Origin of the sequence: Thalassomonas actiniarum, assembly GCF_000948975.2 — a bacterium.
GTDB lineage: Bacteria > Pseudomonadota > Gammaproteobacteria > Enterobacterales > Alteromonadaceae > Thalassomonas > Thalassomonas actiniarum.
On sequence record NZ_CP059735.1, the window covers coordinates 4,667,051 to 4,679,913 of the forward strand.

Here is a 12,863-nt window from a genome sequence, read left to right on the forward strand (position 1 = left end):
AAATTGAGCGGTAATACTTGCTATATTGCTATTCACTTTCTAAGCCAAGATTCACAACCCAGATAATAGTTTGTTTTTTAAGGTTTTATTATATTTTTAAAAAACACTTTAATCCTCTTGTTTAATAAAATACACTATTTGTTAGTGAAATAAACCAATAATTAGGTCAGTGAATGGCACGTTTTAACCAGCAAGACAACCTCCTGGGTCAATCCAACAATTTTCTTGAAGTGCTGGAAAAAATTTCACAAATCGCGCCGTTAAGCAAACCCGTGCTTATTATCGGCGAGCGCGGTACCGGTAAAGAACTGGTCGCCGCCCGCCTGCATTACCTTTCCAAGCGCTGGGAGCAAAGTTATCTCAAGCTCAACTGCGCGGCGCTCAATGAAAATTTACTGGAAAGTGAATTGTTCGGTTATGAAAGCGGCGCTTTTACCGGGGCCAATAAACGTCATGAAGGCCGCTTTGAACGCGCCGACAACGGCACCTTGTTTTTAGATGAAATCGCTAATACTTCCGGCCTTATCCAGGAAAAACTCTTGCGGGTGGTGGAATATGGTGAATTTGAACGCGTCGGCGGCTCAAGAACCATCAAAACCGATGCCAGGCTGATTGCCGCCACCAATGAAGATTTGCCGTCATTGGCCGAGCGCGGGGAGTTCCGCGCCGATTTGCTCGACCGTCTCGCCTTTGATGTTATTACCCTGCCGCCGCTGAGGGAGCGGGTAGAAGATATCCTGCTGCTGGCGGAAAGCTTTGCCATTAATATGGCGCGCGAGCTGGAATTTGAGTTATTCAGCGGCTTTAGCGCCAAAGCGAAAAAAGCCCTGCTTGATTATCACTGGCCGGGCAATATCCGTGAGCTGAAAAATGTGGTTGAGCGAAGTGTCTACCGATGCAACAACCCGCATCTGCCGGTACATGAACTGGTGATCGACCCGTTTGAGTCCCCCTACCGTCCAAGTGGCCGGGTAAAAACCCAGGACAGGATAGCCGAGCCCAGAAACGAAGCGGTTAAGGCCCATGCCGGCACAGCCCAGGCAGAAATAAAGCAAGAAATAAAAACCAACGGACAGCCGCTGCAGTTTCCTGTGTCATTAAAAGACTTATCCCAGGATTATGAAATAGAACTGCTTAATAACGCCCTGTCCGCCTGTCAGTTCAACCAGAAAAAAACCGCAGAAGCCCTCAAGCTCACCTATCACCAGCTCAGGGGCTATCTGAAAAAATACAACTTGCTTGATGGAAACATCAATGATGAAGAGTAAGGTTTCCCGGCCACTTACCCGGATAAAACAGTTTTATATGCTGAGTGTGCTGCTTTTACTTTTAAGCGGCTGTTATGGCGATGATAAGGGTTCCTTAAGCGCCAACAGCGTGATTTATTGCGCCGAAGGCTCGCCGGAAAGTTTTAATCCGCAAACCGTGACTTCGGGCACCACCATAGACGCGGTTTCTTATCAGCTCTATGACCGCTTGATCAGCTTCCAGACTAAAGACAACGAAATCGGTCCCTCGCTGGCCAAGTCCTGGCACGTCACCCGGGACGGTAAAATGATCACTTTCTACCTGCGCAAAGGTGTTTCCTTCCACCAAACCGATTATTTTACCCCTACCCGCCCCCTCAATGCCGATGATGTCTTATTCAGCTTTAACCGGCTGTTAGATCCCGCTCACGGCTTTCATCATGTTTCCGGGGGCAAATACCCGTTTTTCCAGAGTGTCGGCTTTAGCTCCCTGGTAGAAGACATAGAAAAAATCAATGACTATACGGTGCGCTTTAAACTCAGCCGCGCCGACAGTTCTTTTTTGGCTAACCTGGCCACCGACTTTGCCGTGATCTTATCCGCCGAATATGCCCAGCAACTGGCGGCAGAAGATAACCATCAAAAAATAGACCTGCAACCCATAGGTACCGGCCCCTATAAATTTAAAGAGTACCGGGTCGGCTCTTTAATCCGTTATTACCGCCATGAGAACTACTGGCGTGATCAGGTGGCGATAGAGCAGCTGGTATATGATATTACCCCGAGTAAAACCGCCCGCCTGACCAAGTTGCTGGCCAATGAATGCGATGTCATTGCCTACCCGGTAGCCCATGAAAAAATCACCGAGCATCCCAACCTGACCCTGGAAGCGGTGACGTCTTTTAATGTCAGTTATTTAGGTTTTAATACCCAAAAACCCCCGTTTGATAATAAGCTTGTCCGTCAGGCCATAGCCTATGCCATTAATAAACAGGCCATCATTGAAGCCATCTATTTCGGCCATGCCGAAGTGGCTAAATCGCTATTACCCGGCTCTTCCTGGGCTCATGATGAAAGTATTTCAGGCCACGGCTTTTCCATCGACAAGGCCAAAGCACTGCTGGCACAAGCGGGTTACCCCGACGGCCTGACCATGGATATCTGGGCCTTGCCGGTGCAAAGGGCCTACAACCCCAATGCCCTGACGACTGCCAAGCTCATCCAGGCGGATCTGCAGCAAATCGGCGTGACCGTCAATATCGTCAGTAATTACGAATGGAGTACTTTTTCCCGTTTGCTGGCAAGGGGTGAGCACCAGGCGGTTTTGCTCGGCTGGTCGGCGGATCATCCGGATCCCGATAACTTTTTCACCCCGATCTTAAGCTGCGCCTCCATGAATACCGGCAATAACCGCGCCTTCTGGTGTGACCCCGCCTTTGATGGTTTCCTTTATCAATCGCTGCAAACCACCAATACCCGGGAGCGAAAAAAATATTACGCACAGGCCTTAAGGATCCTTTCCGAGGAAGTCCCGCTCTTGCCCATCGCCCATTCCAGGCGTTATCAGGCCAGGCACAAAAATGTGCAGGGGCAATTGCTACATCCCTTTGGCGGCATCGACTTTAGCGGGGTAAGTAAAAACTGATATGTTGGTCTTTATTATCCGCAGGCTAAACCTGTTTTTCTTTACCATGTTGCTACTGACCCTGCTGACCTTTAGTCTGTCATTTTTATTTCCCGGCGATCCCCTGGTCAATTTAAGCGGACAAATCAATGCCACGCCGCAGCAGCTGGAGCAACTCAAACTGGCTTATAAAAGCGATCAGGGCATTATGCAGCAATATTTTGCCTATCTGAGCCATTTGGCCGAAGGTGATCTCGGCTTGTCCATGGCCAGCCAGACACAGATCACCTCGGAAATTATTAATTTGTTACCCGCCACCATAGAGCTGAGCCTGATCGCCTTAATGCTGGCAATGTTTGTCGGCATCCCCTTAGGATTTGTTGCCGCCGTCAACCACAAAAAAGCCGCCGACAATGTGATCTTATCCGTCGCTATGCTGGGGTACTCAGTGCCGGTATTCTGGCTCGGGTTAGTGGCGATATTGGTGTTTTCCATCCAGCTGGGCTGGTTCCCGTCGGCGGGACAGTTAAGCCTGGTTTATGAAATAGAGCATGTGACCGGGATCCAGTTTATCGATATCCTGCTCAGCGACAGCGTCTACAAATGGCAGGCGTTCAGGGATGCCAGCGCCCATATCGTGTTGCCCGCCTGCGTAGTGGCCACGGCGCCGGCGACTATTTTTATCCGCCTGGCCCGCTCTTCCATGCTGGCGGTGCTCGAAACCCATTATATTAAAGCCGCCCGGGCAAAAGGCCTGACCTTCAGGCAAATTATCTTTCGCCATGCGGTGCGAAACTCCCTGTTGCAGATCATCCGCCATATCGGTTTACAGTTTGCCAATTTGGTGACTATCGCGATGATCACCGAGGTCATCTTCAGCTGGCCAGGCATCGGCCGCTGGCTGATAGAAAGCATTTACCAGCGGGATTACACCGGTATCCAGAGCGGCTTGCTGGTGCTGTCCACCTTTATTTTTATCGTCCACATAGTAACCGATTTTATTTATGCCGCATTAAATCCGCTGGCAAGAGAGCATAACCATGGCACGTCATAAGATTTACCAGGAGGAAGAGTTTCCTTCCCCTTTTATCCAGCTATGGCTCATTTTCAGGCAAAGCCCGGTGGTAATGATAGGCTTTGGCAGTTTTTTATTTTTAACGGTGCTGGCGGTGTTCTCGCCGCTGCTCACCCCCTATTCTCCGGTCGAGAGCCATTTAAACAGTTTATTGCTGCCGCCCGCCTGGGACGATGCCGGCGATATCAGTTACCTGCTGGGCACAGACAACCTGGGACGGGATATGCTGTCGCGCTTGATGCACGGCACGTCCCTCACCTTTGGTTTAAGTTTTATCGTGGTTATTATCTCCCTGGTGATCGGCGTCATTATCGGCTCGCTTTCCGCGTTAACCAAAGGCATAAAATCCAGCTTTCTTAACCACTTTCTCGATGTGATTTTATCTATTCCTTCGTTATTGCTGGCAATAGTCATCGTCGCCATTCTCGGCCCGGGGCTGGACAATACCTTATGGGCCATTGTGATGGTGTTGATCCCGCAATTTGTCCATATTACCCGTAATGCCGTCAAAGAAGAGCTCACCAAAGATTATGTACTCGCTTCCAGGCTCGACGGCGCCGGCTCGATAAGGATCCTCAGCTATTCGGTCTTTCCCAATATCATAGAAAAAATTGTCAGCCAGGCGACCCTGGCCCAGTCGGCTGCCATTTTGGATATTGCCGCCCTGGGATTTCTCGGCCTCGGTGCCCCGATCCCTTTGCCTGAATGGGGGGCAATGTTGTCTAATGGTATAGATCTGTTTTATATTGCCCCCTGGACGGTATATTTACCCGGTCTGGCAATATTATTTGCCGTGGTGGCTACCAACTTAGTGGGTGAAGGCATGCGGCACGCGATAAGACAGCGAAAAGAAAGCTAATGACTTACCTTGAAAATGCTAGCTGTTCAACCGGGCTGACAAACAGCGATAGCACCAGCGGAGCAATTGCCCCGGGTAGCCAGCTTAGCCAAACATTAGTCGGTGAAAACATGCGGCACACGATAAGACAACGGAAAGAAAGCTAATGAACCTACTTGATATCCGTAACCTTTCTATTGAACTGGTATCCGGCAATAAGCCTATCCTGGCGGTTGACCGTGTCAGCCTGTGCATGAAAGAAGGCGAAGTGCGCGGCCTGGTGGGAGAATCCGGCTCGGGCAAGTCACTGCTGGCTCAGGCGATCGTCGGGGTACTGGATGACAAATGGCAGGTCGATGCCGACCGCTTCCACTGGCGCGGCACAGATCTGCTGCGCCTGTCCCTGGAGGAACGAAAAGCCATCATCTCCAAAGATGTCGCAATGATTTTCCAGGAGCCCATGGCCTGCCTGGATCCCACAACTACCATAGGGGAGCAGCTCGAAGAAGCGGTAGACAGCCGTCAGCTAAGTGGTTATTTCTGGCAAAAACGCCAGCAGCGCAAAGCCGCCGCGATTAAATTACTGCATAAAGTCGGCATCAAACACCACGAATTTTGTATCCGCAGTTATCCGCACCAGTTAACCGAGGCCTTGTGCCAACGGGTAATGATCGCCATCGCCCTGGCCACCCGCCCGGTGCTGTTAATTGCCGATGAACCGACGGCGGCGATGGAAAGCAGCAACCAGGGGCAGATCTTCCGTTTGCTGGCCAGCCTGAACCAGCTGAAAAACATGTCGATCTTATTGATCAGCCACGACCTGGAAAATGTCACCCACTGGACCAATACCATTACCGTGATGTACAGCGGCCAGTTTGTCGAAGCCGGCACCACGGAGCAGATCTTTAACCGTCCGTTTCACCCCTATACCCGGGCCCTGGTGGACTCCAGCCCCAAGGCCAATATGCTGCTGCCGGCAAAATCACGGTTAATGACCTTGCCCGGCAGCATCCCGATCCTGCAGCACCTGCCGATAGGTTGCCGCCTCGGCCCCAGATGTCCCAGGGCACAGCAGGCCTGTGTCCAGGCGCCTAAGGTTAAAAACCATCACGGCCACCAGGTCAGCTGTCATTACTCATTAAAGGATACCTATTAAGATGCCGTCCCTGCTGCAGGTCGCTAATGTCAGTAAATCCTACAAGCTCAAGGGCTACTGGTATAACCGCAAAGTCTTTACCGCGCTGGAGCCGATCTCCTTTGAGTTAAAGGCGTATAAAACCCTGGCCATCGTCGGCGAAATCGGCTCGGGTAAGTCCACCCTGGCAAAGCTGCTGGTGGGGGCAGAAACCCCCAATACCGGCACGATAAAATTAAACGGCCAGACCCTGGAGCCGAAAAACTTTAAGCAAAGGTGCCAGCATATCCGGATGATTTTCCAGGACTCGGGTACCACCTTAAATCCCAGCCTGACCATACACCAGCTGCTGGATGAGCCGTTAAAGCTCAATACCGAACTCAACGAAGCCGCCAGGAGCCAGCTGATCCGCATGACCTTGCAAAAGGTCGGCCTGCTGAGCGATCATATGAACTTTTATCCCCATATGTTTTCCGGCGGCCAGAAACAGCGTATTTCACTGGCCCGGGCCATTATCCTGCAGCCGCAGGTGATCATCCTCGATGAGGCGCTGGCCTCCCTGGATCCGTCACTGCGCTCGCAAATGATCAACCTGCTGCTGGACTTACAGCAACAGATGGGACTGGCATTTATTTTAATTTCCCATAATCTGGGTATAGTCCGGCATTTCAGCGACGAGATGATGGTGTTATGCGGCGGTAAAGTGGTGGAATATGGCCCCACCCATCAAATCATGCAAGAGCCCAAACACAGGTATACCCAGAAGCTGCTGATGAGCCAGCATTTCCAGCTGTGCCGAAAATAATCCGTTAAGAAAACCAGCTTGCTCCACGACAGATAGCGATCATGATTGCATTCGTATTCATAAAATGAAGGCAAAGTTAGCTTGCCAAGCAGCAACGTAAAATTAATTTGTTAAAATACAAAGATTAAAGTTAAATCTAATAAGACAGTTCAACGCTTTTCCCGGCCGTCAACTCTACTCCCGACACCCGGGCACTATTGTGCTTTTTTCCTGCTCCGCCTAACCTGAAACCGGTCCCCTGGTCGTTTATGCATCAGTTCTGCTGAAAAAACCGGGGAATAGATCCCCAAAAAAGAATCAATAAAACAGCACTAAAACATTCAATACAACTTCAAATAAGATAATGAAAAGTGAGAGAAAATGGAACTATCTCAAAAAAACCGTCCTAAGGTGGCATTAAAGCCGCTACTGCCAATACTATGTCTCTGGGCAACACTGAATGTGCTTGGCACATCTCCGGCTTTGGCCGAAATTTCCGCCACCCATATTTATCATAACCATATGCCCAATTTCTGGCCTTATTATGATGTCAGCAAATACCCGGGATTGGCCGTCGGGGCCCCCATTCGTTATACCTATGACGGCCAGGTAATTAACCTTAAAGAAAATCCGCCGGCAAATTACAGCTTTTTCATTCCCGGCAGCGGTGCGCCTATGCCCCATGATGATCTTGTCTCCTATTATTCCCACCACGCCAAAACCGGCGCCTACCTTTCCTGGCCTATGGATACCGCCAATAACAACAGGCAAAATCATCCCCTGAGCCAGACGCATGTCACTATGTCGGCTTCTGTGGTCAACAATGTTCAAAGCTTTGCCGAATTGGGAAATTTATCCGGTTATAACCCCGGATGGGGAGACTACTGGCGGCAAACATGGGAAAATACCCTGACCGCCAATGGCCACAAGGCTTTGGATACCATACATTTTACCGGCCATCACTCCATGGGCCCCTTAGTGGGTAATGATTACTTCCTTAAAGATTTGATTTACCAGAACGTGACCCTGGCTCAAGATTATATGCTGGGTAACAGCTTCACCTCATCCAAAGGTTTTTTTCCTACCGAGCTGGGTTTTTCCGAACGTATTATCCCGGTACTGACCAAACTTGGCATTGAATGGTCTGTGCTTGGCAATGTCCACTATTCCCGGACCTTGCGGGATTACCCCTATTTGAATGATCCCGGTGTCGATACCCTGATCTCTCCCCCCAACCGCGCCGACCTGCAAAATGAAAGTCATGTCGGCAGCTGGTTGGCCATTCCCATGTTTAATGAGCAGCAAGTCACTCATAACAAGTTCCCCTTCGCCTCTATTCCCCACTGGGTGCAATATGTAGACCCGGATAGTGGCGAGCAGCATAAAATTGCCGGTATCCCGGTTGAACAGGCCAGCTCCTGGGAAGAAGGCTATCAGGGCAGTGTCACCGCCGACGTCCTCAAGCCGTTTACCGCAGCAGCCGGAGATCGCCGGCAATATTTTGTCATTGCCCATGACGGCGACAACTCCAGCGGCCGCGCCGGTGACGGCGGTACCTGGGCCAATTCCGGCAATGTAACCTATGCCGACGGCTCGGTCCACGGGATGGGGGTGAACGAATATTTAAGTGCTTTTCCTATCCCCGAAGATGATATCGTGCATGTCCAGGACGGCTCCTGGATAGACACCCGGGATTCGTCGGCAGATCCCACCTGGTACCACTGGCATTTGCCTATGGGAGTCTGGGCCGGGCAAATGGCAGACTTTAATAATGCCTTAGGCACAAATTTTAACGCCAAGCGTAACCATATGGTGTCCATGGAATATGGCTATCATTACCTGGAGCGAAATTTTGCCCTGCTGCAGGTAGCCGAGAACTACGCCAAAACCGCAGAGCAAATCTGGCTTGATGCCAACCCCGATTACTGGCAACCAAGTTCGGCATTGGATCATGAAATCACCTATGCCGGTAACCAGCTAAACCCCTGGATGATGTCTTACCCGGTGAAAGGCGATGTCGCCAACAACTATGCCGGCGGCGCCAACCCGGCAGAATTAAGCTGGTACTTCCTGATAGCCGCGATCGACTCGGGCTTTGGTTATTATGATGAAAATGTCGATGACGGCGTCAAACCCACCATCTCCTTCAACCAGTCGTTATACTTTTCCAAGCCCTATGTCGGTGACCATATCGCCCGGGACAAAACCCCGCCATCCCTGTGGTGGCCGCAGCGTTACCCCTATAACCCGGGCAGTGCCAACAAAAGTAAAGCCGAAGGTTGGGATAACCTCTATGCCGATAACAAGTTTGTCATTTATAGCTATGGTTTTGATGCCAGCGGGATCACAGACATTAAGCTCAAGGTACGCCTGCATAGCAACAACCGGGCGGATGCCAAGGATAAAACCTTTAAGTTATATGACCCCGAGCAGCATAAAAACGATGCCGATGTTGATCCCGCCCGGGTAGGCCCGTGGCAAAGTTTTGCCATGTTAAAACGCGATCTGACCCCGGATATCAACAGTGTCGAGTGGCAGCCTTCTTCAAAAGCCATGTTTGATGTGGTACCGGCACAGCAAATTGCCGACCTCTACTATACCTACCTGGATCAGTTCTCCGAACAACTGCTCGATTATTACATCGAAGCCACCGACAGCCGCGGCAATATCCAAAAAACCGATATCCAGCAAGTTTATGTCGGCGCCGGACGTTATAAGAATGAAAACGGCAAGCTCATTGAAGACCCGCAGGGCGATATTGCCGGAACACCGGCCTTTTTTACCGATCACCTGCTCCCGGGCAATAAGGCTCCCCTTGCCATAATCACTCCCGGCAGCCACCAGGTGGATGCAGGAACACAGCTGACCCTTTCGGCGGCGGCTTCAAGCGATGAAGACGGGGAAATTATCTCATATTTATGGAGTACCGGAGAAAACACGGCCGAGATCAATATCACCGTCAATACGCGGACGACACTTTCGGTGACGGTAACCGATGATAAAGGCACCACCGCCACCACCAGCGTCACCATAGGCATTATCGGCGAGACCTTAACCACAAGCCTCTACTACCAGGATGTAAGCAACTGGGGGCAAGTTTGTCTGCATTACAGCCTGGACAATGGCGCTACCTGGACCCAGGCTCCGGGGGTAGCCATGACAATGCTCACCAATAACTGGTTCGAATATACCCTTGTTTTAAACAATAGCTCAACAGATGGCTTGCCGGACGAAGAGCAGCTGATTTTCGTCACCAATGATTGCAACAACAGCTGGGACAATAATGGCGGTCTGAACTACCGACTGGCGGCCGGAACCTGGCATTTAGACCAGGGAACAATAACACAGGGTATCCCTGACTCCCTGGAACAAAACCAGCCGCCACTTGCCGTTATTTCTCCGCAAGATCAAACCATCCCCCCCGGCACATCGGTGATCTTAAGCGCAGTCGGTTCCAGCGACAACGACGGCACCATTAGCGGCTATCTGTGGAGCACAGGGGAAACCACACCGGAAATTACCGTCTCCCCAGCCAGCAGCCAGAACTACACCCTGACGGTCACCGACGATCTCGGGGCAAGCGATAGCACCAGTGTTTTCATAACAGTGACAAGCGAGGGACCACAAAGTCATTTCCCCCGGTTATATTACCGTGGCACCAGTAATGCCTGGGACACTAGTGCCATGGAGTTGGTCAGCGATCATTTATGGCAGCTGGACATCAACTTTGACGGTCAAGACCAGCAAAGGTTTAAACTTGATATTCACGGCGACTGGTCTGTCAATTACGGCGATAATAATAGCGACGGTTACCTGGAACAAACCGGTAATGATATCTTTACCGATATCAGCGGCCTTTACCGGCTTGAAGTCAATGATCAAACCTTAACTTACCGCCTGCTTCCCCTGGATCCTGTTTCGCAGTACAAGGCCAACTTTAACCAGGTCTATTTTCGCGGTACCGCCAATAGCTGGCAAACCAGTGCCATGGAGTTGGTCAGCGATCATAGCTGGCAACTGATGGTTAATTTTGACGGTCGGGAGCAGCAAAGGTTTAAACTCGATATAACTGGCGACTGGTCGCAAAACTATGGCGACAGCAATAATGACGGTTATCTTGAAGCAAACGGCGGGGATATTTATCGCCAGGTAACCGGGGCTTACCTGCTGAACTTTAATGATGAAACTTTGGCTTACCGTTTGATTCAACTTGAGTAAAGCCAAAAGACAGGCAATAAAAAAGGAGCCGTTTGGCTCCTCTTTTATTTGTTAAACTCGTCTTAGCGACGTAAGCCTAACTTACCGATTAACGAGGTATAGCGATCAACGCTTTTACCTTTGAGGTAATCAAGTAATTTACGACGTTGGCTTACCATGCGTAACAAACCACGACGTGAATGGTGATCGTGGATGTGCTCTTTAAAGTGGCCTTGAAGGTGGTTGATTTGAGTAGTTAATAAAGCTACCTGTACTTCAGGAGAACCTGTATCACCTTCTTTTTGTGCGTATTCAGCAACGATAGCTGCTTTTTGCTCTGCATTTAGCGACATAATAAAACTCCAAGTTTTATAAAGTTAAAATATACCCTGCCGATCACTAATTCAGCCCGGGCAACGAAAGAGGCGACATTCTATCAGTAAATCCGGTGATTGCAACCGTTTCACCCGAGTTTATCGCAATTGCCGGGAATTAAACCCGGCAGCTGTTAATTTTGGGCAACAACAATCCGCTTGGGAGCCACCAGGCCATCGTCATTGATCTGACCAATGCCGATAAATTCGCTTTCACTCCCCTGGTCTTCATCGCCGATATGTACCTGTACCAGGCCATCGACAGGCGCACCGGAAACTTGTACCGGGTTACCGTGCCTTAGATAACTGGCCGACGCTTCATCGATATAAACGGCAGGAATACCGTCAACGGCCGTGTGCATAGGCAATAGCAAGGGATCGAGTAACTCAGAAGGAGAAATATCCTGCTCTTTCGCCCGAGCCAGCAAGTTTTCAACCTGCTCCAGGGTCACCATCTTATCCGCAGGATAACTGCCGACCGCGACACGGCGAAGCTCGGCAACATGGGCGCCACAGCCTAATAACTCACCTAAATCATCGACAATAGTGCGGATATAGGTGCCTTTTGAGCAATGGATTTCCAGCTCGACCTCGTCCCCTTCAAAACGCAGCAAATCAAGGCGGAACACGGTAATATCACGCGCTTCACGCGGTACTTCTATGCCTTCGCGTGCATATTTATATAAGGGTTGCCCCTGATATTTTAACGCAGAATACATAGAAGGCACTTGCTTGCTGGTGCCGCGGAAGCTATCCAGCGCCGGAGCCAGCTGGCTGTCGCTGACATCAACCGGTTTTTCCGCGACGATTTCGCCATCGGCATCACTGGTGGTGGTCCGTATGCCCAATTTCGCCGTGACCTGATACACCTTATCGGTATCAAGCAGGAACTGGGAAAACTTGGTGGCTTCGCCAAAGCAAATCGGCAGCATGCCGGTGGCCAGCGGATCTAATGCCCCGGTATGACCCGCCTTATTGGCAAAATAAACCCGTTTTGCCGCCTGTAAGGCGTGGTTGGACGACATTTCATAGGGCTTGTCCAGCAATAAAATGCCGTTAATGGCACGGCCTTTTCTACGCTTTGCCATGATTATTTGTCCTCTGCCTGCTCAGGTGCTTCGCTGTCAGCCTGACCGTTGCCACTACGCTCTTGATCTTTGGCAATGGCCTTGTCTACCAGAGAAGTCATGCGCACCCCCTCTGCCATAGAATGGTCATAAACAAAACGTAACTGGGGCATGATGCGCGCCCTTAACTGCTTGGCCAGCAAAGAGCGGATAAAACCGGCAGCTTCATTTAAAATGGCGACCGACTCATCAATTTCTGTTTTTTCATTGGTAAAAAAAGTCACAAACACCTTGGCGTAGGCAAGGTCACGGGATACTTCTACCGCAGAAACCGTCGCCATACTTAAACGCGGATCTTTGACTTCCCGCTGTAGAATAATGGCCACTTCTTTTTGTATTTGCTGACCTACACGGTCAGTACGGGCAAATTCTCTTGCCATAAGTAACTCCTGCTATTGCCGCTTACGCACATCAGCACAAGCGGCAAAGATAAAATTGTAAATATCGTCGCTCCTTTACGTC

Annotated in this window: 10 protein-coding genes; 7 read left to right on the forward strand and 3 right to left on the reverse strand. The window is 50.3% G+C overall.

Annotated features, from left to right (window positions below; all coding sequences use genetic code 11):
* The first annotated feature begins 173 nt into the window (after positions 1-173).
* From pspF to SG35_RS20330, 7 genes are all read left to right on the forward strand, one after another.
* Positions 174-1,268, forward strand: coding sequence for a phage shock protein operon transcriptional activator (gene pspF, locus SG35_RS20300; RefSeq protein WP_274055188.1), 1,095 nt, complete (start codon positions 174-176; stop codon positions 1,266-1,268).
* Positions 1,255-2,892: an ABC transporter substrate-binding protein gene (locus tag SG35_RS20305; protein ID WP_236702674.1), complete on the forward strand. Its 1,638-nt coding sequence runs from the start codon at positions 1,255-1,257 to the stop codon at positions 2,890-2,892. The genes pspF and SG35_RS20305 overlap by 14 nt, the downstream gene beginning before the upstream one ends.
* 1 nt (position 2,893) lies before the next feature.
* Positions 2,894-3,925 (forward strand): ABC transporter permease subunit, encoded by a 1,032-nt coding sequence (locus SG35_RS20310; protein WP_044835040.1) that lies wholly within the window; start codon positions 2,894-2,896, stop codon positions 3,923-3,925.
* Positions 3,912-4,805, forward strand: a complete 894-nt coding sequence (locus SG35_RS20315; protein ID WP_044835041.1) for an ABC transporter permease subunit — start codon at positions 3,912-3,914, stop codon at positions 4,803-4,805. The genes SG35_RS20310 and SG35_RS20315 overlap by 14 nt, the downstream gene beginning before the upstream one ends.
* A gap of 145 nt (positions 4,806-4,950) precedes the next feature.
* The gene (locus SG35_RS20320) at positions 4,951-5,940 is read left to right on the forward strand and encodes a peptide ABC transporter ATP-binding protein (protein WP_044835042.1); all 990 of its coding nucleotides are present in this window, start codon (positions 4,951-4,953) and stop codon (positions 5,938-5,940) included.
* A 1-nt stretch (position 5,941) separates the two neighbouring features.
* Positions 5,942-6,724 carry a peptide ABC transporter ATP-binding protein gene (locus tag SG35_RS20325; RefSeq protein WP_044835043.1) on the forward strand — a complete coding sequence of 261 codons (783 nt, stop codon included), beginning with the start codon at positions 5,942-5,944 and terminating at the stop codon, positions 6,722-6,724.
* Between the two features lie 360 nt (positions 6,725-7,084).
* A complete protein-coding gene (locus tag SG35_RS20330; protein WP_084692923.1) occupies positions 7,085-10,921 on the forward strand; it encodes a carbohydrate binding domain-containing protein in 3,837 nt (1,278 codons plus the stop codon).
* 62 nt (positions 10,922-10,983) lie between these two features.
* Here SG35_RS20330 and rpsO read toward each other — a convergent pair whose 3' ends face one another.
* From rpsO to rbfA, 3 genes are all read right to left on the reverse strand, one after another.
* Positions 10,984-11,253 (reverse strand): 30S ribosomal protein S15, encoded by a 270-nt coding sequence (gene rpsO / locus SG35_RS20335; RefSeq protein WP_044835044.1) that lies wholly within the window; start codon positions 11,251-11,253, stop codon positions 10,984-10,986.
* A 155-nt stretch (positions 11,254-11,408) separates the two neighbouring features.
* Positions 11,409-12,362 carry a tRNA pseudouridine(55) synthase TruB gene (gene truB / locus SG35_RS20340; RefSeq protein ID WP_044835045.1) on the reverse strand — a complete coding sequence of 318 codons (954 nt, stop codon included), beginning with the start codon at positions 12,360-12,362 and terminating at the stop codon, positions 11,409-11,411.
* Positions 12,363-12,364: 2 nt separating this feature from the next.
* On the reverse strand, positions 12,365-12,781 hold the full coding sequence (rbfA, locus tag SG35_RS20345) for a 30S ribosome-binding factor RbfA (protein ID WP_044835046.1): 417 nt from the start codon (positions 12,779-12,781) through the stop codon (positions 12,365-12,367).
* Positions 12,782-12,863 lie beyond the last annotated feature (82 nt).

Bases quoted from the DNA above. Each gene is read 5' to 3' on its own strand.
- pspF (WP_274055188.1), top strand. From the start codon at position 174: ATGGCACGTTTTAACCAGCAAGACAACCTCCTGGGTCAATCCAACAAT.
- SG35_RS20305 (WP_236702674.1), top strand. From the start codon at position 1,255: ATGATGAAGAGTAAGGTTTCCCGGCCACTTACCCGGATAAAACAGTTT.
- SG35_RS20310 (WP_044835040.1), top strand. From the start codon at position 2,894: ATGTTGGTCTTTATTATCCGCAGGCTAAACCTGTTTTTCTTTACCATG.
- SG35_RS20315 (WP_044835041.1), top strand. From the start codon at position 3,912: ATGGCACGTCATAAGATTTACCAGGAGGAAGAGTTTCCTTCCCCTTTT.
- SG35_RS20320 (WP_044835042.1), top strand. From the start codon at position 4,951: ATGAACCTACTTGATATCCGTAACCTTTCTATTGAACTGGTATCCGGC.
- SG35_RS20325 (WP_044835043.1), top strand. From the start codon at position 5,942: ATGCCGTCCCTGCTGCAGGTCGCTAATGTCAGTAAATCCTACAAGCTC.
- SG35_RS20330 (WP_084692923.1), top strand. From the start codon at position 7,085: ATGGAACTATCTCAAAAAAACCGTCCTAAGGTGGCATTAAAGCCGCTA.
- rpsO (WP_044835044.1), bottom strand. From the start codon at position 11,253: ATGTCGCTAAATGCAGAGCAAAAAGCAGCTATCGTTGCTGAATACGCA.
- truB (WP_044835045.1), bottom strand. From the start codon at position 12,362: ATGGCAAAGCGTAGAAAAGGCCGTGCCATTAACGGCATTTTATTGCTG.
- rbfA (WP_044835046.1), bottom strand. From the start codon at position 12,781: ATGGCAAGAGAATTTGCCCGTACTGACCGTGTAGGTCAGCAAATACAA.